The sequence below is a fragment of the Clostridium lundense DSM 17049 genome, assembly GCF_000619945.1.
GTDB classification, from domain to species: Bacteria; Bacillota; Clostridia; order Clostridiales; family Clostridiaceae; genus Clostridium_AO; species Clostridium_AO lundense.
Window position 1 is genome coordinate 52,826 of record NZ_JHVC01000007.1, and the last position, 21,186, is coordinate 74,011.

The window sequence follows — 21,186 nt, forward strand, 5'->3', positions numbered from 1 at the left end:
GCAAATAGAAAAAATATAAATAAACTTTACTATAAAATGGGGGTACGAGTGATATGGACAAATATAAAGTTATTGAAATTAAGCAAAGTGTTTTTGAAGATAATGATCGACAAGCGAATTTGCTTAGGGAAGAATTAAAGAAAGAGAAGACTTTTTTATTAAATTTGATGTCATCACCAGGTTCAGGTAAAACAACAACTGTTTTAAGAACAATTGAAGCCTTGAAAGATGAAATGAGCATTGGTGTTTTAGAAGCAGATATTGATTCTGAAGTTGATGCTCATACTGTTGCTCAGACTGGTGCAAAAGTAATTCAATTGCACACAGGTGGAATGTGTCATCTTGATGCAGATATGACCAAACAAGGTTTATTGGGACTTGGAACAGAAGGAATTGATTTTGCCATATTAGAAAATGTAGGCAATTTGGTATGCCCAGCAGAATTTGATACTGGTGCATCTAAAAATGCTATGATTTTAAGTGTACCAGAGGGAGATGATAAACCATTAAAATATCCTTTGATGTTCTCTGTTGTTGATGTTGTATTAATTAACAAGATAGATGCAATAGCTAATTTTGACTTTGATTTTAAGGCGGTGGAAGAACGTATAAAAAATTTGAATCCTAATACTAAGGTTATGAAAATTTCGGCTAAAACTGGTGAGGGAATAGATGAATGGATCAATTGGATACGTACTGAAGTAAAAAATTGGAGGGTATAAATAAGTAGCTGTGAAATTTAATTTGGGGGGAAATAAATATGGTAAAGAAAAAAGTACTTGAACTGGCCAATAAGATTGCTGCTGGCATTACTGGTGGGTTAGTAAAAGTAAAACCAACGGATCCAGAATATAAAATTCTTGCCACAGTTACTACAGATGAAATGGCAGAAGTAGCACTTCATCTAGAGATCCGCAAACCCAAAACTTTGGAGGAAGTTGCTGCTCTTTGCAAAAAACCTGTAGATGAGGTAGAGAAGATTCTATACCAGATGGCAGTTGATGGCTCAGTTAAAGTAGAAAAGGAAAATGGTGTTGATAAATATTTTCTTGAACTTTATGTTCCTGGTGTCATGGAATACATGGTTGCAAATAGGCAAAATATAAAGAAGTATCCAGTAATTCCTGAATCCTTTGAAGAATATACAAGAAAATTAGGGGGATTAATGGCAGGAAATATTCCTGTAGGAATGGGTGTAATGAGAGTTATACCAATTGAAAGCGCCATTGAAGGTGATACAAGAAGAGCCTCTTATGAGGAAATTTCAGATTTGCTTAATAAACATGAGATTTTTTCTGTTGCGGATTGTGCATGTCGTACATCCATGAGAGTTATTGGGCAAGGTTGTGGACATACCGTTGAAGAAATGTGTATTCAGCTTGGTCCAGCTGCAGAGTATTATATTCGTACAGGAAGAGGTAGACAGATTACTAGAGAAGAAGCTATTGCTATTTGTAAGAAAGCTGAAAAGGAAGGTTTGATACATCAGATACCTAATTTATCAGGACCGGGAAAAACCCTTGCTATTTGCAATTGTTGTGGATGTTCCTGCTTTGGATTAAGGAATGCCAATCTTTATAGAAACCCTGATTTTTCAAGATCAAACTATGTTTCACAGGTAGATAAAGATAAATGTGTTGCTTGTGGAGAATGTGTAGAAAATTGCCCATCCAATGCATTAACACTAGGACAAAATTTATGCACAAAGAAGCCTATTGCAGTGGAGAAGGAAAAAGAAACCCCATATGATACTAAGTGGGGAAAAGACAAATGGAATCCCGATTATCGTCATCGTAAAGTTGTTGCTGAGGGCGGAACAAGTCCGTGTAAATCTGAATGTCCAGCTCACATAGCTATTCAAGGGTATATCAAGATGGCATCTCAAGGAAGATATGGAGAAGCCTTGGAACTTATAAAGAAAGAAAATCCATTTCCAGCAATCTGTGGACGTATTTGTCCCAGAAAATGTGAGTCTGCTTGTACAAGATCAGGTGTAGATGAACCACTTGCTATTGATGAAATCAAAAAATTCATTGCTGAGCAGGATTTAAAAGAAGAACACCGCTTTGTACCTGAAAGGAAAGATGAGAGGCCGGAAAAAATTGCTGTAATTGGAGCAGGTCCTGCAGGACTATCTTGTGCTTATTTCTTAGCTGTTGATGGTTACCAGGTAACAGTGTTTGAAAAGGAAGAAAAACTTGGTGGCATGTTAACCCTTGGAATTCCTTCATTTAGGTTAGGGAAAGAAGTAGTAAATGCAGAAATTGATATTTTGAAGGAATTAGGAGTAGAATTTAAAACAGGAGTTCAGGTTGGACAGGATATTACTCTTCCTAAACTGAGAGAACTTGGCTACAAAGCATTTTATGTAGCAATTGGAGCTCAAGCTGGTCGAAGACTAGGGCTTGAGGGTGAAGAAGCTGAAGGAGTAATGACAGGTGTAGATTTCTTACGAAAAGTAAGCCTAGGTGAAGAGTTAAAGATGGAAGGGGAAGTTGTCGTTATTGGTGGAGGAAATGTTGCTATTGACGTTGCTCGAACTGCTGAAAGAATTGGTGCTTCACAAGTAGATATGTATTGTTTAGAAAATAGACGAGAAATGCCTGCACTTGGGGAAGAAATTGAAGAAGCATTATCAGAAGGTATTAGCATCAATAATTCTTGGGGACCTAAACGTATAATTCAGGAAAATGGACGTGTTGTTGGTGTGGAATTTAAAAAATGTATTTCTGTCTTTGATAAAAATAGAAAGTTTAGTCCTAAATTCGATGAAAATGAAACAAAGATTGTTAAAGCAAACAGTGTATTGACTTCAGTTGGCCAAGGAATGAATTGGGGGGAGTTATTAAAAGATTCCAAAATAGAATTAAATCCAAATAAGACAATAAAAGCTGATCCTATTACTTTCCAAACAGGTGAGGCAGATGTATTCGCTGGTGGAGATGCATTAACAGGACCTAAGTTTGCTATTGATGCCATTGCTTTAGGCAAGCAAGGTGCCATTTCAATTCATCGTTATGTTCATGGTGATAACTTAACAATAAGCCGTGAAAGAGAATATCATGCTTTTGATAAAGAAAACTTAAATATGGATGGCTATGATCGTTTGCCTAGACAAAGACCACTTCATGTTGAAGGAAGTGAATCAAAGTTAACCTTTAAGGATTTGCGTGGTACATTTACTGAGGAACAAATAAAGGAGGAAACTAAGCGTTGCCTTGGCTGTGGTGCTGTGGTTGTAGATCAATACCAATGTGTGGGTTGTGGAATGTGTACTATAAAATGTAAATTTGACGCAATCTCATTGATAAGAAAATATGATAGTTCTGGCTTAGAGTTTAAGGATATGAAACCTGCAGTTATAAAACATGTTATAAAACGTCAAGGAAGAATTGCAGTGAAAAGTGTAAAGAAATCAGTGAAATCAATTTTCTCAAGAGAAAAAGGCAAGACAGAATAATTAAAGTATTATTTGAGACAAAAGATGGGAGAGATTAGTTTCATACATTATTTATACTTTTACAAGAGAGGTGAGATCAGTTGCATGAAGTGGGAATTATGATTGAAGTTATTAAAAATATTGAAAATTTTGCAAGAGTAAATAGATTAACAAAAATAGATATATTAGTTCTTCAGATTGGTGAGCTCTCATCTGTAATTCCAAGATATATTGAAGCATGTTACCCAGCTGCAGTTGATGGTACATTATTGCAAGATACAAAATTAAAAATTGAGATATTGCCAGGCAATGCTATTTGCAAAAGGTGTAATAAAGCTTTTAATCTCATTGAGAATAATAATAAATGTCCAAATTGCGCAAGTAAAGATTGGGAGATACTATGTGGAAAAGAGTTTATGATTAAGGAAATCGTTGCTTGCTAAAATGACATTGTTAAGATGTATTATAAAGTACTAAAAATAGCAGCATCCAATTACAAACTGGAGCTGCTATTTTTATATTTTATTTATAAGCAAATATTAAGATTATATTATATATTTACCATAAAACCATTATATTACTCGTTATGGTATAATTACATTACCATTAAATCTATTATGAAAGTATAAAATTATGGGAAATTGCTTAATTTTAAACATTTGTTTATTAGAAAATATGAGGTGAGCTTATGAATAATATTCCTGAATTAATTGCAAGTTTGTACTCCAAAGATAATAAGATTGCTTATAAATGTTTAAAACTTCTGGAATCGGAAAGCGAACAATCTAATACTGCCTATGAGTTTTTTGATACCTTCGTTGAGATGATAGAAGATACCAATTCTTATATTAGAACAAGAGGAATTATTTTAATATCTGCTAATGCCAAATGGGATATAGACAATAAAATTGATGAAATTATTGATAAATATTTGAAACACATTTTAGATGTGAAACCTATTACCGCAAGGCAATGTATTAAGGCATTACCCAATATTGCAAAATATAAGCAGGATTTAGTACCTTGTATCAGAGAAGCTTTATTAAAAGCAGATACAGAAATATATGGAGATAGTATGCAACCATTAGTGTATAAAGATATTAGGTCTGCTTTACAGAAGATAAAATAAAGGATAACAATTTACATATCTAATATTAATTAGCTTAACACATAATATAAATAATATTTATTAGGGAATAAGTAATAAAGCAAAGTAAGAATAGAGTAGTTAATAGGATAGATTTTAAAATCATATCTTATTTTATAAAAAATATAACTGAAAAAGAGGTAAATTTATGATAAAACCAATTGTAAAAGATGTATTGTTTTTAGGACAAAAATCAGAAGAGGCAACTAAAAATGATATAGGAGTAATTGATGATTTAATAGATACATTAAGAGCAAACTTAGAGTATTGTGTTGGATTGGCTGGAAACATGATTGGAGTAAAAAAGCGTATATTGGTATTTAATGTAGGGAACCTTATTGTACCTATGATAAATCCAGTTATATTAAAGAAAGAAAAGCTTTATGAAACAGAAGAAAGTTGTTTGTCTTTAATTGGCTTTAGAAAAACAAAGAGATATGAAATGATAGAGGTGGAGTATCTTGATAGAAATTTTAAGAGGCAAAAGCAAGTGTTTACTGGATTTACAGCACAAATAATTCAACATGAAATGGATCATTTTGAAGGTATAATAATCTAATTGAATAATTAAAACAGTACTTACCATAAGAAAAGGTTGTTGCTTGAATATAATATAAAACATATGGTAAAATTTATCTAAAAATTATTTTTTAGGAGAAAGTAATATGGAGTTTAAAGTAATGGCACCTTTGTGGTTAAAATATCCTGGTATACCACAGGGGAGTATTGGATGGAGAATGGGGTATGGAGAATCATATGGAAATAAATTTTATAGTTGGCTTTATTCATTAAGTGATGAAGAAAAACTAGAGTTTAAAGAAAAGTTTCCAGAACCAATTTGCTGGAGTTTGGAAGATTTTAATTTGAAAAGACATAATAAATTTTGGGTATATAATTGGGAAAATAGAATAAGCACAAAGTATTCTATTGATTTAATAGTAACTGAAAAATTAAACAAAATAGAAAGAGATAAAATATTTTTTTGGGGACATACTTCTAATAAGAAGGATAGAGTTGGGAAGGAATGCCTTAGTCAGTGGTATATGAAAGATTTTAATGTAGGACATGTTGCTTACTGTTGTATGGAACAATATTTAATGTCAAAGAAAGCATTGTTATTTGGTGATGAAGAGTCAAATAGTAAAATTATGGAATCAAGGGATCAAAGAGTAATAAAACAGCTAGGACGTGAGGTTAAAAATTTTGATGAAAAAGTATGGAATCAATTTAAAATGCCAATTGTGTTAACAGGAAATTATTATAAGTTTTCACAAGCAGAAAGTTTACGAAAATATCTTTTAAGTACTGGTAATAAGATTTTGGTTGAGGCTAGTCCGTATGATAAAATATGGGGAATTGGTATGGGTGAAAATGAAGCTAGATTATGTGAAATAGAAGAATGGAAAGGAAAAAACTTACTTGGATTTGCGTTGATGATAATAAGAGATGAGTTAGCAAGGTTATGGAAGTTTGAGAATGAAGTGAAATTTTAACGTATCTCCCCTGGTTAATTAAAAAATCAAATTCATACCAAGATTTAAAATTAATTTAAAATATTGATATATAAGGAGCAATGAAATGGAAGATAATTTTGATAATGTAAATTGGCATTTTGATGATGCTTATAATGGATATTGCAAGCGATTTAATTGTGAGGATAATAAAGAAAATAGTGAGCATATTGAAGCTGGGTTAGTGTATGCCGCAACCCATATGGGAATGTATATGGCATGGATTATTAAACATAACTTGGAAGGAAGTATTCATAACAAATATTCAAAGGAAGGCTTGGAGAAAGTAAGGAACGAACAGATGACAGGAGTGGAATTTTTACTTAAAAATTGTGATGGTAAGCTGTGGAGTGAAGATTTTAATCAGGAAGGACTTGAATTTACAAGGGCTTATTATGAATATTATTTAAGGGATTATTCAGACTTGATTTTGTGTGAGTTTGATATAGAATACAGTATATATGAAGTTGAAGATAAATGGACTAACTATAAAAGTATTGGTGATATGTTAGATACTGCTTATAGTGACTTTAAAAAAGGGAAAATAGGACGTGTGAGATAGAATAAATAAGGTTAGGAAATAAAGACTTAAAGCTAATAAAATATAGAGCTTAAGTCTTTTATTTATTTAATAAACAGAGTTCTTGACTTCAGAGGCAGTTTTTACTCCCACTGAAGCTTAGAAATCGTTATCCAGGGACGTAGCCGCTCTTTACTGCCACTTTAAAGAAGATGGGAGTATTAGAGCGGGTAGTCATCGGATAAATAATTTTAGCAATTTAGGAATAACATTGTCCCTATTACAATGATATATTAAAATTACCACGTGGGGAAAGGTTGGTGATAATTTGAATTATAGTAATGCAATATCACAATGCATTGAATTTATTGAGGAAAATATAAAAAGTGATTTAACACCAGAAGTAATAGCAAACAAATGTGGATATTCTGTTTTTCATTTTTCAAGAATATTTAATATTAATAAAGGAATAACTTTAATGGAATATGTAAAAAAGAGAAGACTTTCGTTGGCAGCTATTGATTTGTTTAAAGGTGAAAGAATAATAGATATTGCACTTGACTATGGTTTTGAAACACATAATGGTTTCTCAAAAGCATTTAAGAAGGAATTTGGATTTAGTCCTAAGCAATATGTAAAGTGTATGGGTAATTATTTTAATGAAAAATTAAATATAGAATTTGGAGGGTGTATTATGGAACCTGTTATTATAAAGAAATCTGCATTCAAGGTTGCAGGATATGGAATTAAAACTAATATTACAAATGGCAATTACACTAAAGATATAGCGTCATTTTGGAGCAATTATGATGGTGAAAATTTAGAAAGTAAAATGTATAAAATATTAAATCCACCAAAGCATGGCGAAGTAGGAATATGTGTTCCATCAAATGGAGAAAGTGGGGATGCAATATATTTACTTGGAGTTATAGTTGACAACTTTGATAATGTTACTAATGAAATGGTAACAGTGGAAGTTCCAGAAGCAACTTATGCTGTTTTTACAACACCTCCAGTAGATACATCTAATGATTTGGATAATGAAGATTTTCCAGAGGCGATAAAAAAGACTTGGAAATATATATTTGAGGAATGGTTTAAAGATAGTGAATATGCTTTTGATGAAAATAAACTTGACTTTGAATTTTATGATGAGAGATGTCATGGACGAAAAGATACTGTAATGGAAATTTATGTACCAGTAGAAAAAAAGTAATTTATTATATACGGAAAAAGCACTATTAAGAGGTGAAACTTTAATAGTGCTTTTTTATTTTTAGAAGAAATGGAAGAGAATATGGTGTTTTAAGTTGAAAAAGGTAACAATTGGTAGTAAAATATTAGGTAAATTGCATTAAGTTTAGAAAAGAATAAAATTTTGGGATAGTAACTTGGTTAATGCAGTTGTATATATGTGGGACAAGCTATGAAAAATGTATGTGATTTCTGTGAAGGTTGAATGAGGAGTAGTGGAGATAATGCCTATAATGCGAATGTCGATATAATACATTAAATAGTTGATGAAATTTTAGGCTGCAAATATAAAGAGGAGGTGAAAAAGATGAATAAGATAATTAATGAACAACAGTTGAAAGCCATTTGTGATGTTTTGGCTTACACAGAGATAATAGGTTAACAAAAAGCAAATTAACAGAAATTTTGCAACAAAATGCAATGTCTGTTATTAAGTAGAAACTGATTCCAATTTGTGCTATGGAGTGGTGTCGAGCACTTAAAAAATGTAAAACGGAATTTCTGTTTATTAGTTATAGACCTGATCCATTGTAAAAATTGGAACGGAGTGACTAATTTTTACTTATTAAATATATGTAGTAATCAAAAGGGGATACATTATGGAATCAATTGAATTATTATATTTTAATTATTTAGAACATTATATACTTAAAGGTCTCGAAATTAACCTATCACAAGAATTTCATTTTACATTAGATGGAGATAAGAACCTGAGAGTAGAACCGATAAAAGTTGTAAATTTGTTTAGGAATCCAATTACAAATTTAAATTTAATTGTAGGCAAAAATGGAGTAGGGAAAACCACTATTATTAACAGTATTTTTAGTTTTTTGCATGGAAGTGTAGAAGAAAACATGATAATAGGGATAAAAAAAGAAAATATAATTTTTTTATACTTCTCTGATGAACGAATCAAATTTAAGAATAGAGAAGCAAAAGAGTTATTTCCAGAATATGAATTTCAGATAGTTAAAGATGGATTTTTGCTTGAAAAATTTCCAATAAAAGATGAATTTTATGAGTTAGAGACAAAGAGCCTTGTTTATATATCAAATTTTACTGATAATAGTGTAAACCTGTCTTCGTATAGATATGAAAGCAATTGTGGCTTTAATTATTCGCCATTTGCACTTATTAATAACCCTGAATCTTTTTTGGAATATGGAAAATTTTTGAGTACAAATCTGAGTAAAAGTGTTACCAATTATAGATTAATAAGCAAAATAAAGCAAATAGAGTTTTTAGCAAATCATAAATATAGTTTTAATTTTAATTCGCCTAATAAAATTAGAGTATATTTTTATAATATTATTAATCGTCTTGCTAGAAAATATAAGCAAGATGAATTTAAAGCATTTGATATAATAAATGACTGTCTAAGTTTAGTATTTAATAATAACAGTGACAATCAGTTAAAAAACATATTAGATATACATTTAGTGTTTTCTATGTATAATATCACTAATATTGAAAACTATTTAATTGATAAGGTAAAGGCAGATAAGTATATAGTATCTGACAATGAAGAATTTGAAGAAAAGAGGAAAAGGACATTAGTTTATTATAAAGAAAGAAGAAATAACATTATAAAAAGATATTTAAATAATATTATTAGCCTTGATGACATTATTAATGAATATAGTAAATTAATTAAAGAATCTCAAATAGAAATATTTTATTCTAGATTAGATGATAAAGAACTTGATTTAGTTAGCGATGTCAATAGGATAATAAATTCATACTGTTTTATATATGAGATAGGAAGAGAAACTTTTAATAATAGATATTTTGAATTGGATTTAGAAAGTGCAAGTGAATTTCTAGAACAATATCTTTTTATTAGAAATAATACAGATATAGGAAATATTATTTCAATATGTATGCCGGATGATATAAAATATTTTTATGGCTCAGAAGAGTTCTATTTCAGTTCTGGTCAGGAAAATTTATTGAGAATATTTACATACATAGATTCAGCAATAAATAACATGCGTTCTGTTCAAGGTAGTGATGATATATCTCTAATTATTTTAATGGATGAGCCAGATAATTCATTGCACCCAGAATTACAGAAAGAATTTATTGAACATCTTAATAAATTCCTTAACCAATACTCTAATTGCAGTTTTCATGTTATTATGACAAGTCATTCTCCAATTATTGCAGGTGATTTGACTAGTAATCATGTCCTTTTCTTAGAGAAATTTGAGCAAGATGGTAAAAACATCATAAGGGCGGTAGATCTAAATAAGAAGCCCAAAACTTTTGCTCAAAATATTTATAACCTATATAGAGATACTTTTTTTATTGACAATGGTTTAATTGGAACATTTGCTGATGATATATTATCAAGCATAATAAAACATATTAAAGGAGAGGAGATTTTTAGAAATGAACCTCAATATTCATTTGAAGAAATGAATATTATAATAAATGAAATAGGAGAGCCTTTAATTAGAGAAAAATTTTTGGATATGCTTGATGAGGAGAATAAGAAAAAGAATTTAATTAAAAAACTAATGGATGAAAAAAATATAGATATTTCTTTGAGAGAGGAGATTTTATCAGTACTTCTAAAGAAGGGGAGGCGTGGAAATGATACCAATTAAGTTGAAAGATACTTCGATTATAGATAGACATTATGATGCTGTAAAAGAATTTCTAAATACTCCTAAAATAAAATATAAGTATATTGATATTGATAAATGGGTCTGTAAAGTTACATCTAATAAATATGACTTAGAAAAGGTAATAAAGGCCAAACCAAAAGAACTCGTCCAAATTATTAAAGCTGTACAAGGAAATATAAAGAATTCATATAATGATGAAAATAATAAGGGAGTAAAAAGGAGCGATTACTCTTTAGCACATTATTTTTTACATATATATGAGAAGTTTTCTAATTTAGGAGATAAACATTTTACTAAAATTGGATATAATGCTTTAGATTTAGTAAATACTTTAGAAATGAATGTATGCCCATATTGTAATAGAAATTTTATTTCAAATACAAAGCTAGTAGATGAAAAAGGTATAGAATATATAAAAAGAACTGCTCAATTGGACCATTATTATCCAGAGAGTGAATATCCTTTTCTAGCAATATCATTTTATAATTTGATACCAGTATGTCCTTCCTGTAATAAAGTAAAACTTGCTGAGGAATTTGGAGTTAATCCTTATGAAATTCAGAATTCTGATGAACATTTAATATTTGATTATAATTTTAGTGGAAGTATTAAAAACGTAAAAATAGATACAGTTTATATAAGTAAAGATTTTAAAAAGAATTGGAATGCCTTAGGACTTGAAGAATTATACCAAGCTCATAATAATTATCTAAGTGATTTACTTATAAGAATAAAAATCTATAATACTTTATATAGAAATGATTTAAATAAATATTTGAGTAAATGGAGTAGTAAATCAAGTACGGATGTATCCGAAATTGTAGCAGAAGATATCAAACGTGTATTGATAGGTAATTATTACCTAGAAGAAGATTTGAATAAACAACCGCTTTCAAAACTTACTAAAGATATAGTAAGACAACATTTATAAGAAAATAGGAAGAATTAAATATAGTTACGAGAAATAAAAGTAGACAAGTATAACCAGATAAAAATGTATATAGAAACTATATAGCTACCCTTGAAATAAAATAAAAGAGCTTGATAAAATATAAAGAGAAATATATGGATTACTGGAGGTATTCACCAATTTTGTCATGGTACCATCTTCCAACTATTCATACTATTGGACAGATTTTATCTATAATTAGAAGTAAAAAAGAATGCAAACTAATTCATGGTGTTGGGAATACCATTGTGAAATAGCTTCAGTTATATGTCAACTAGATAAAACATTAAGAATGGAGGAAATTCAATGTCAATTATTGGGATGATAATTCATAGAGATATGACTAGTAAAGATGATAATTATTATATTATGTCAGCTGATACTCGTGTAGTAAATAGAGATAATAATAGAAATCTTCTAGAATCAAGTTTTGAATCTGCAGCTAAAATGATGAAGTTAACATCAAACACGTTAGTAGGAATTTGTGGAGAATATCAAGTAATGTCATTACTTCAAGATATAAAAGAGGAAATTAGTAAGCACAACTCAGATTTATCATATAGTATTGAAAATACTGATTTATTAAAAAGTAAAATTTTTATTGAATTACAATCAAGATATAGTTCACATTGGTCCGATTCAGATTTATTTTTTTTGTTTCAAGACTATAAAACAAATAAAACACAAGCCTGGAAATTAACACTTCCAAGTGGAGTATCTGTTGAACTAGATGAGGGATTACATTTAATAGGTGGTGATGCCCATTTAAGAGCAAATATAAAAAAAGAATATAATGAGAATTTTAAAATCCATAAGAAATGTAACTTGTATATTCCTAATCACTATGCAAATCAATTGCTAATTTTATTGAAAAAGATTGAAGATGAAGATATAGGAAGTGATTTCATAACTTATTATATTAAACCAGATGGAGGAATAGATAGGCTAAATAATTTTGAAATATTTAAAAAGGAGTCAAAGATTATTAGTATGACTAATAATGACGGTGTATGGGAAAAATCTGTGAACAATAAAAAAATTTCTGAAATGATTAATGACTGTGATAAGATAAATATGAAGCTTAGACAATCATATAAATCAAAATAAATTCAAAATCTGTTTATTAAACTGAGTAATATATTTCAAATAAATAGTTTTATAATATGCTTTTACGGATAGTTCATAAAAAGCATATTATAATCTCAAGTTAAAACTTCCATATTTTGTAATGAAATAAACATTAACTGTAAATTTACAAACAACAAAGTAAATTCATAATTTGCATGAAATATTTTCATTTGAAGATGCATTACAGTTTTTGGATGATGGGAAAAATATAGAATCAAAACTACATTTATTTAAAAATTGGTATATTGATGAAGTTAATGGTTTATTTGGAATTACAAAAATATTTTTTGATTTATGTGAAAAAATATAATAATTAACTGTCATCATAAAATAAAAGGAATGTTGAATATTTCTACTGTGTATAGCTATAGGCAGAGTCTGGACTCTATGAATAAAAGAGAAATATGTAAGGTTTTGTTTATAATATATGTATTTGATAATTAAAGGCTTTTAGCATTATTTACTGAGAATGATAAAATAAAGTTGTAAAAACTTTATGAGAGTGGAGTGTTTCATATGGGAAATAAAAAGTTTGATGAATTTTATTTTGAAAATGATAAAAACTATCCAGATAGTATTTATTGGGATTCTTTTGAGGTAGATAGAAGGACAACTGAGGAAAAGTATGATAACCATATGTTCTGTCCTTTATGCCACTCAGCTCCAATAACTGTGGTTAAGGGGGCAGAAAGAAGATATTTTAAAGTGGATAAAACAGATATGTCAAAGCATAATCCGGAATGTTCATATAAGTTGGATGAAGCTAATAAGACAGATACCAAAGAATTTTATGGCAATTTAGATACAACAGATATTAAAAATAGACTTATTAGTTGTATGAACAGGATGCTGAAGAAAAGATTAGGAACATTAGGTATGGGGGAAGAAAATGCTGGTAGTAATAAAAAGAGAGATGTAGAATTTTTAAATTTCAAAACTAAAGAACAAAAGAAGAAATATTTACTACATAAGAATCTGCTTACAAAATTTAATGACGATGATTTGAAAATACAGAAAATTTTTTATGGGGAATGCGATATTTCAGTAAGACCATTTAAAGTTGAAGATGAAATAAAGAGATATTATTTAAAAATAATGCCAATCGGGAAAAAATATAAAATATGTGATGTGTCAATTGCACCTTCTGTTTATACATATTTGGAAGATATATTAAAAGATATTCCAGAAGAAGGAGTAGGAGTACAAAAATGTTACATTTGTTTCTCTGGATTAATGGAGAAAAAAATATTTATTATCAAAGATGGATCAAGGAGATATTCACATAGTTGTATTTTGAAAGATTCAAGATTAATTGTGATTGAAAAGTCATTATAATTCAATTTTTAGATATTGGGATAAAATAATACTTTCCATTAATAAATGTAGTATAATTTAGCCAGGCACAGCCGTCCGTGGACACTTGTATGTGTAGGCGTACCATTCTAAATAACAATGCATTTCCCGCAGAGAGCTGGCCTAAAAACTTGCTAGAGTTCATGTGGCCATTCGAATGTCTAGCAAGGTCCGCAAGACTGATATAGGAGTTATTTAAGCTTAGTGGACGTCGGAGGTGTGAAACGTTATTGGCGAAAAATTAACAAATTATGATGTTAACTATATATCAGTAATAGAATTATGAAAGCCTATTATCAGCTTCCAATTATTCATATAATTGGACAAGGTATAACTATACCTATTAGGTTAATAACAAGAAGTTAAAGCATATAAAGATTCTATTTAAAAAGTGTCATTGATGTAATAAACTGTGAAGTAAAGATTATTCATATAATCTTTAGACAAATAGTAATTTATAAGCTAACAATTGTATTATTGTATACTTAATACAGATAGGGGATATTATGCTTAATAAAGAATTTCCCATACTTGAATTTGATAAAGTATTAGATAATATTATTGAACCAAGCAGAGAAATTTCTATTAATAAAAAAGCAATTAGAGCAATTAAGAATGTTTTGAAGCCTCATAAATGCAGTTATCTTCTTGGTAAGACATGGAGTACGGACTCGGTTTATAGAGAAACTAAAGATAAGATGAAATTAAGAAAAGATGAAGGATGTTTGGTAGCAGAAATGGAATGTTCTGCATTTTGTGCAATAGCAGAATATAGGAATGTTGTTTTGGGACAAATGATTTATAGTGGTGATGACATAAGTTGTGATGAATAGAATTCACGAAGGGAAGTAGAAAGGAAATTTATTAGAGAAACTTTATTCTGGTTTTCAGTTGAAGTAAGTATAGAGTTATAAGTTAAGATGCAATATAAAAATATTCTGTTCGATAAATGCCAATTTGTCTGAGTACACAGAACTAGGTTTAGTTAATGTATGTTTTTATAAATTTGTGACATTATCCGTATTGAGGATGTAGTTAATATCTATAGTTATTAACTTCTAATTATCCACACACCTGGACAAGTTATGTCTAGAATGTGAAGTTGAAATTAGCAATAGAAATAGTAAAGATTACGTATAAAATGTTTTTTTATGTACGATCTAAAAGCAATTCGATGTATGAACTTTTGGTTTGATGATAAGCAAATATTCCCGAATCACTACGCAAACCCTACTATATGTAGATAAAAATCAAATGAGACTTAGAAAAAATAGTTATACAAAAGGTCGAGCAAAAATTGGCGACATCCTAGCAGGGGTTTGTGATATACCTTTGCAGGATATAACGATTTTAAATTTGATAATGGGAAATAGAGTTAAATAGATAGTTAATGTCAAAATAATAGTTATAAAGGGGTAATTAGAATGGATAAAGACGAAGTTTGTTATTGGTGTGGAAAATTAGCAACATCAAGAGAGCATGTACCACCTAAATGTCTTTTCCCCGAGGAAAAGGATGTAAAGGAAATATATGCTCAATCCTTTCGTAACAATTTAATTACGGTTCCTTCTTGTGATGAACATAATATGGCGAAGTCACATGAAGATGAATATTTGATGGCATGCTTGAGTGGAAGAGTAGGTAATAATGCTATTGCATATGTACACAATGCAACAAAGGTCAAACGTTCAAGATATAGAAATCCTAATATGATTAAAATTGATGGAGAGGATATTTTGAAAATAGATGGGAAAGAATTTCCTGTTCAATGTGTTACTGTAGATACTAATAAACTTATGCATTCGTTCGAAGCTATTGCTAGGGCATTATACTTCTATGAACGAAATAAAAACTTTAAGGGAGATTGTAAAATAGTTTCAAGAATCTTTACTCATCCGGGCTATAAAAAATGGTCAGATTTTCACGTACGTGCAGCTAAAATGATTGAAAAAGAACAGGCACATTGGGGAACAGAAATCAGGGGTGCTAATACTGATATATTTACTTATCAATTTAGTCCTGTAGATGGATTCAAATGTCAAACACTTGCTTTAACTTTTTATAAGTCAACAAAAGTTTATGTAATTCTATCAAGTATGACCAAAGAAGAAACTGAAAAGGTTAAGCTAAAGTTTACTTTTATAACAAAAGCAATATTTGGCAATTTAGAGTAATAAAATCAATGTTAAATAAAGGAATAATCTTAAGTTAATTAGTATTTAATCTTAATGAAATGTGGTGATAAGAATATGTTTGGCTATGAATACGGATTAAAACCAACTATAATGATTGTTGGCGATATAATGTTTGAAAATTATCTTAGAAAAGCTAATATGTATGGTTTAGGTTATATTAGTATTCCTAATAATGTTTTAGAAAATACACCATTAGAGATAGCATTAATATTTAATGATGAAGAAAATGCTAAAAACGCTGTTGGATGCTTTAATAATTGGATAAAAGCATCTAATGGAAATGGCGATGCATTAGGTTTAGATATAATTGAAAAGAAGAATGGTGGTTATATACTCTGTTTCTATCAAGACGTTGACTGTTTAATTGATAGAACGATCCCTAGACACGTACAAAAATGGGTTAATCCATTATTTTACAATATTGTATATTTTAAAGATATTTCACATGTTGGTGAAAATTACTATAACTTTAAAAATGCAGTTAAATTCTGTAAATGTAATATCTACACTGGTACTAAAGCACACTTGATTGAAGATGTAGATAAGATAGTTAAATCTAAAATAAATATATACACAGAAGATAACATTCCTGATAATTCACTAGTAGTGAGTTATATGAAAATTAAGTCACAAAAATATGCGTATAAAAATGATAAAGGAGCATATATAAAGGCTCAGTTAAATGATTTGCTTAAAGAAAGAGAAAAGAGCTTAAAGTATTTTTATCCTATTACGTATGATAAAATTATTAGACAAGGTTTCTTAAGAGATTATAGAGATAAACTAAATAAAAAATTTGAAGATAGTGCTATTATACAGGCGATATGTAATTTGACACTATATTTCAGATTAGAAAAACAAAACAAACTGGATTTACTAAATGATGATTATGAGATAAATATACTAGAGTATTTATTAGATAATCATGAATCGATGAGAAGTTTTTATCCTGATGAGTTGTATTTCACAGAAAATAAGCTTATTGAACAGATTGATTTAGACAAAGCTGTAAAAGAAAAAATAGGGAGGAATTGAAATGATTGATGGTAGTGTATTGCAAGAATTTAGTACATGGGTTGCTAATAATTGGGCTGTATCAGCTATAGTAGGAGGATTAACTTGGGATGTCGTGAAAGCAACTTTAGCAGTTCCATTTAAATCAAAACTAGGTAAATGGTTTACTAATGATGCAGAGGCGGAAGTATACTTAGAAAATATATGCGAAAAAAGTGCCATAAATAAAACAAAGCCATACAGAGATGTAGAAGATATATTTGAGAAGTTTACAGGAAATGAAATGCCAGCTGAATTCATAGAACAACTTAAAGAATTAATAATTGATAGTAAAAGTATCATTGATGAGATGAATAAGAAGGCTGAGATTGTGTTTAATGTAAAGGAACAAAAAGCTGGACGTGATATTAATAATATAAATGGTTCACAAATTACTATTAATAAGTAGGTGATTTCTATGTGTAAAGAAGCCACTGGAGCTCAAACAACAACTAGAGATATAAATAATGTTATTGGGAATCAATATATATTTAATAACTCAATAATTGAGATTGCTGGTGCGGATGGAAGATTTAAATTAGATGATGTTGAGCTAAAAATCAAGAAATTGGAAAAAGTAGATTATTTAAGTCAATTAAGTGAACATTGTAATCAAAGAAAGCTAGTTGCTAGAGATAGAATAGTCGAAGAGTTAAATGAGTTAATTAATAGTGAGTGCCAGATTATATTATATGGTGAACCAGGAATAGGTAAAACAGTATTGTTAAATGAACTATCAAAAGACAAAGAAGCTGTATATATATCAATTAAAGACAAATCAGCTGAAAGGGTTATTAAGTATCTAATTAAATCAATCGAAGTAGATTACAATTATGGAGAAAATAGCGATATTATTGATGTATTAGAGAGTTTACTTCAAATAAGTGGAAAGTTATTCTTAATTGATGACTGTGAAAGTAATCCCGATGTTGTTAAAAGCCTTCTCAGTATAGAGAAATTTAGAAATAAATTTATATTTGCCTCAAGAAATGTGAGCATACTTGGTAATTATAATATAAAGACGTACAAAATTAAGCCATTTAATGAAAAAGAAATAGAATCTTTTATTAAAAATAATATAGTAAATATGAACGAGTTTGGCATGCAGGAATTAGTAGAATGTTCTCAAGGTAATCCACTTTACTTATATTATTTTTCTACATATCAAATAAATCCATTACCTAAAGGACTTAATGAATATCAACAATCAATTTGGAATTCTGTTTCATCAAATGAAAAGGAGCTATTAAATTGCATAGTCACAACTATGTTTCCTATCAATTTTCCAATTTTAATGCAATCATATTGTGACATAATAGGGCAGCAGAATACACCAATGCAGTTAATGGAGACTATTTCAAGAATAGAATTTTTGTTAAAGATAAATGACCAAACATATGAAATATTTCATCCTACATTTAAGGAGTTTTTGGTTAAGCAATTAAAAGGTACAGGCCTAATAAACTACTATAGGCAAATAATTGGGAATGCTTGTTTAGCTAATAGTGATAGTATAGAAGCGACTATACTTCTACTAGGACTAGAAAATGAAAAAGTAAAAGATTATTTAATAGAAACATCTAATTTCTTATATTTAACAGGATTTATACAACTTTCTGCAAAAGTATTGAATACTGGCTTGGAGGTATTTGATAAGGAGATAGAATGTTTTGAATATGGTTTTATAAATTATCATTTAAGTAATGTTTATAAGGAGTTAAATGATAATAAAGAAGCGTACACTTGTATTGAAAAAGCAATAGAGTGCTTTCAAAAGTGTGAAGATAAAGAGTTTTATATATTGTCATTAGTATTTCAAGCTAGTTTCTTAGCCGAAGATGGAAACACTGAGGAATGTCTAGAGCTTATGAATAGAATTTTGGAGAGTCTGCCTGACAAAGAAATACCAAGGGCTTTCGTATACATTAATTTTTCGAGGATATATCTTTACTTTAATCAATATAAACAAGGAGCTATATATTCACGAAAAGCTATTGAATTGTTTAAGAAATTAGATGATAAACGAGGTATTAGTTGTGGTATGCTAAATTATAGCTCTTGTTTAGCCAATCTTGATGAAGAAGATTTAGCTATAGAATATTTAGAAAAACTATTTAATGATGATAAATTGATGGATATGCCAATTTTGAAAGCTGCTGTACTAAATAATCTAACATTATGCCATAGAAGAATAGGTAATTACGATAAGGCTAAAAGTTACTGTTTAGAATCAATTAGCATATGTAAGAAGTTGAGTTTATATAAGAAGATAGCGATGAATATTATAAATCTAGGAAACATTTATAGAGATGAAAAGAATTTTGCAGAGTGTGAAAAACGGTACTTAAAGGGATTGAGTATAGCTGAAGAATTAAATGATAATCGAGAAATTGGAAGAGCAAATGAATTGTTAGCAAACATCTATAATTTGCAGAAGCAATACGAAATGGCAATCATTAAGGCTAATGAAGCGATAAATTACAGTAAAAGTGTTGAAGATAATTTTAGAGTGGCTGAGGCACTTATTGAGAGATCTATAGCAAACAAAGGATTAGGCAATATGGAAGAATATTCAAATGATATTGATGCCGCAATTAACTATTATTTAAAAGATAACTTTTATGATACGGCATTATATTATCTATTTAAGAGTTGTAAAACTAACTATAAACTTAATAATTTGAATATTGTTGCTAGTAATATAGAGTTAATAAAAAATATTGCAAATGGCGATGATTTTTCAATTGATGAATTTGTTAATCAGCTAAAGAATGTAGAGGTAGAAATAGAAGATAGTGAGATATTAGATTTATATGAAGCAATGTTTAATAGTTATATTGCCTCAAGCAATGCCAGAAATATAGTATTTCAAATAGTAGATTTTTCAATTATATGTAAGAAGAATAAAACAATAGGTAAAAAAGTTTTTTTAAATGTTATCAATAAATTAATAGAATGCTGCATAAGTAAAAGTACATTATTGAATATGTTAGCTTTTGCCATAGAGCAATCTGGTGATTTGCTTAATATTAAAGAACTTGATATTTTAGCTGAAAAAATAGTACAATTGCATGAAGGGTTTTATTTTAGGGAGATTTCTGATGGTTCTATAGTTTTTACAGTATCTTGGGTCAATGGTGCTGTTATACAAATAAATGCTATTAAATCTAATTCAGAATATAGAGTTGCTTTTGCATTAGCGTTAATTATTTTGAATAATTCTCATTTCTTCTTTCAACAAGATATGAAATTCAGCATGAATATTATGGAGTTCTTTGTTATGGATTCTAACACATTTGAAGAACAAGTAAAATCTATACCAGATGGATATTTTAATGAGCATGTATCAGCATTATTTCTTCAGCGAAATGCACTAGATGTACCTGTTGTAATGATATTACATAATGAATATGCAGTTATGGCTGACCATAGTATAAATGCTGATAATAAAGCATTTGTATGGATTCTAATGAATGTTTATCGAGAAGTAGTACATCAATTTTATAATATAGAGCCTATAAATAGTGCTGAGCTCGCAAAAGAAGCAAGATTATTTGTTGAAAGACTTACAGGGATAAAGAATGTAATAGACCAAAATGAGTGGAAATTAAATTTAGATTAGAAATAATGGGATTATAAGCAAAGAGTATAGATGCTCTTTGCTTATTTTAAAAGTTAAGAGTATAGATGTTTTATATTTATTTATATTGCATATAATATTTGGCAGATTAATTGAAATGATTTGAGAACTTAAAAGACTATAAGTAACAATATACCAAGGAATAAGTGAGTCCTTTTTTAAGTTTATCTACCAATGTAATGGATGGTATGTTAAAATATAGTAAATGAATTATTAATTCTATTGAGTTTTTTAATAGAATTTCATGTAATAAGTAAAATAAAAAATATATTCTTATTTTAAGAAGGGAAAAGGTTGGAGTGAAATTCCATAATGTTGAGGTAATACGGCATCGTTCTGAAATTGAGGAAAGTAGTATTATTAAAGT

At 29.1% G+C, this 21,186-nt stretch carries 18 protein-coding genes; all 18 read left to right on the forward strand.

Going from position 1 to position 21,186, the window contains the following annotated elements:
* Positions 1–53 precede the first annotated feature (53 nt).
* The 18 genes from hypB to T514_RS0109130 all read left to right on the forward strand — a co-directional run bounded on the left by hypB (position 54) and on the right by T514_RS0109130 (position 20,801).
* Positions 54–722: a hydrogenase nickel incorporation protein HypB gene (gene hypB, locus T514_RS0109045; RefSeq protein WP_027624486.1), complete on the forward strand. Its 669-nt coding sequence runs from the start codon at positions 54–56 to the stop codon at positions 720–722.
* A 38-nt stretch (positions 723–760) separates the two neighbouring features.
* The gene (locus tag T514_RS0109050; protein ID WP_027624487.1) at positions 761–3,460 is read left to right on the forward strand and encodes an FAD-dependent oxidoreductase; all 2,700 of its coding nucleotides are present in this window, start codon (positions 761–763) and stop codon (positions 3,458–3,460) included.
* Between the two features lie 80 nt (positions 3,461–3,540).
* On the forward strand, positions 3,541–3,882 hold the full coding sequence (locus T514_RS0109055) for a hydrogenase maturation nickel metallochaperone HypA/HybF (protein ID WP_027624488.1): 342 nt from the start codon (positions 3,541–3,543) through the stop codon (positions 3,880–3,882).
* Between the two features lie 245 nt (positions 3,883–4,127).
* Entirely contained in the window at positions 4,128–4,568 is a 441-nt protein-coding gene (locus T514_RS0109060; protein ID WP_027624489.1) for a hypothetical protein, read from the forward strand.
* Positions 4,569–4,734: 166 nt separating this feature from the next.
* Positions 4,735–5,145, forward strand: coding sequence for a peptide deformylase (locus T514_RS0109065; RefSeq protein WP_027624490.1), 411 nt, complete (start codon positions 4,735–4,737; stop codon positions 5,143–5,145).
* Between the two features lie 106 nt (positions 5,146–5,251).
* Positions 5,252–6,079 (forward strand): NADAR family protein, encoded by an 828-nt coding sequence (locus tag T514_RS0109070; RefSeq protein ID WP_027624491.1) that lies wholly within the window; start codon positions 5,252–5,254, stop codon positions 6,077–6,079.
* An 85-nt stretch (positions 6,080–6,164) separates the two neighbouring features.
* Positions 6,165–6,659: a DUF7832 domain-containing protein gene (locus T514_RS24275; protein WP_051541971.1), complete on the forward strand. Its 495-nt coding sequence runs from the start codon at positions 6,165–6,167 to the stop codon at positions 6,657–6,659.
* Between the two features lie 286 nt (positions 6,660–6,945).
* Positions 6,946–7,833 (forward strand): AraC family transcriptional regulator, encoded by an 888-nt coding sequence (locus T514_RS0109080; protein ID WP_027624492.1) that lies wholly within the window; start codon positions 6,946–6,948, stop codon positions 7,831–7,833.
* A gap of 637 nt (positions 7,834–8,470) precedes the next feature.
* Positions 8,471–10,480, forward strand: a complete 2,010-nt coding sequence (locus tag T514_RS0109085; RefSeq protein WP_027624493.1) for an AAA family ATPase — start codon at positions 8,471–8,473, stop codon at positions 10,478–10,480.
* On the forward strand, positions 10,467–11,432 hold the full coding sequence (locus T514_RS0109090) for a hypothetical protein (RefSeq protein WP_027624494.1): 966 nt from the start codon (positions 10,467–10,469) through the stop codon (positions 11,430–11,432). The genes T514_RS0109085 and T514_RS0109090 overlap by 14 nt, the downstream gene beginning before the upstream one ends.
* A gap of 324 nt (positions 11,433–11,756) precedes the next feature.
* Positions 11,757–12,557 carry a hypothetical protein gene (locus tag T514_RS0109095; protein ID WP_027624495.1) on the forward strand — a complete coding sequence of 267 codons (801 nt, stop codon included), beginning with the start codon at positions 11,757–11,759 and terminating at the stop codon, positions 12,555–12,557.
* A 172-nt stretch (positions 12,558–12,729) separates the two neighbouring features.
* On the forward strand, positions 12,730–12,888 hold the full coding sequence (locus T514_RS26555) for a hypothetical protein (protein ID WP_156939855.1): 159 nt from the start codon (positions 12,730–12,732) through the stop codon (positions 12,886–12,888).
* Between the two features lie 206 nt (positions 12,889–13,094).
* Entirely contained in the window at positions 13,095–13,913 is an 819-nt protein-coding gene (locus T514_RS27155; RefSeq protein ID WP_207640930.1) for a hypothetical protein, read from the forward strand.
* A gap of 521 nt (positions 13,914–14,434) precedes the next feature.
* Positions 14,435–14,764 carry a phosphorylase family protein gene (locus T514_RS24285; RefSeq protein ID WP_341350168.1) on the forward strand — a complete coding sequence of 110 codons (330 nt, stop codon included), beginning with the start codon at positions 14,435–14,437 and terminating at the stop codon, positions 14,762–14,764.
* A gap of 591 nt (positions 14,765–15,355) precedes the next feature.
* Positions 15,356–16,105, forward strand: a complete 750-nt coding sequence (locus T514_RS24290; protein ID WP_051541973.1) for a hypothetical protein — start codon at positions 15,356–15,358, stop codon at positions 16,103–16,105.
* A gap of 54 nt (positions 16,106–16,159) precedes the next feature.
* A complete protein-coding gene (locus T514_RS0109120; RefSeq protein ID WP_169735813.1) occupies positions 16,160–17,161 on the forward strand; it encodes a hypothetical protein in 1,002 nt (333 codons plus the stop codon).
* A gap of 1 nt (position 17,162) precedes the next feature.
* Positions 17,163–17,588, forward strand: a complete 426-nt coding sequence (locus tag T514_RS0109125; RefSeq protein ID WP_027624497.1) for a hypothetical protein — start codon at positions 17,163–17,165, stop codon at positions 17,586–17,588.
* Between the two features lie 9 nt (positions 17,589–17,597).
* Positions 17,598–20,801 carry a tetratricopeptide repeat protein gene (locus tag T514_RS0109130; RefSeq protein ID WP_027624498.1) on the forward strand — a complete coding sequence of 1,068 codons (3,204 nt, stop codon included), beginning with the start codon at positions 17,598–17,600 and terminating at the stop codon, positions 20,799–20,801.
* Positions 20,802–21,186 lie beyond the last annotated feature (385 nt).

Bases quoted from the DNA above. Each gene is read 5' to 3' on its own strand.
- T514_RS0109065 (WP_027624490.1), top strand. From the start codon at position 4,735: ATGATAAAACCAATTGTAAAAGATGTATTGTTTTTAGGACAAAAATCA.
- T514_RS0109095 (WP_027624495.1), top strand. From the start codon at position 11,757: ATGTCAATTATTGGGATGATAATTCATAGAGATATGACTAGTAAAGAT.
- T514_RS0109070 (WP_027624491.1), top strand. From the start codon at position 5,252: ATGGAGTTTAAAGTAATGGCACCTTTGTGGTTAAAATATCCTGGTATA.
- T514_RS24275 (WP_051541971.1), top strand. From the start codon at position 6,165: ATGGAAGATAATTTTGATAATGTAAATTGGCATTTTGATGATGCTTAT.
- T514_RS0109060 (WP_027624489.1), top strand. From the start codon at position 4,128: ATGAATAATATTCCTGAATTAATTGCAAGTTTGTACTCCAAAGATAAT.
- T514_RS0109085 (WP_027624493.1), top strand. From the start codon at position 8,471: ATGGAATCAATTGAATTATTATATTTTAATTATTTAGAACATTATATA.
- hypB (WP_027624486.1), top strand. From the start codon at position 54: ATGGACAAATATAAAGTTATTGAAATTAAGCAAAGTGTTTTTGAAGAT.
- T514_RS0109130 (WP_027624498.1), top strand. From the start codon at position 17,598: ATGTGTAAAGAAGCCACTGGAGCTCAAACAACAACTAGAGATATAAAT.
- T514_RS0109050 (WP_027624487.1), top strand. From the start codon at position 761: ATGGTAAAGAAAAAAGTACTTGAACTGGCCAATAAGATTGCTGCTGGC.
- T514_RS0109120 (WP_169735813.1), top strand. From the start codon at position 16,160: ATGAAATGTGGTGATAAGAATATGTTTGGCTATGAATACGGATTAAAA.
- T514_RS0109090 (WP_027624494.1), top strand. From the start codon at position 10,467: ATGATACCAATTAAGTTGAAAGATACTTCGATTATAGATAGACATTAT.
- T514_RS24290 (WP_051541973.1), top strand. From the start codon at position 15,356: ATGGATAAAGACGAAGTTTGTTATTGGTGTGGAAAATTAGCAACATCA.
- T514_RS27155 (WP_207640930.1), top strand. From the start codon at position 13,095: ATGGGAAATAAAAAGTTTGATGAATTTTATTTTGAAAATGATAAAAAC.
- T514_RS0109125 (WP_027624497.1), top strand. From the start codon at position 17,163: ATGATTGATGGTAGTGTATTGCAAGAATTTAGTACATGGGTTGCTAAT.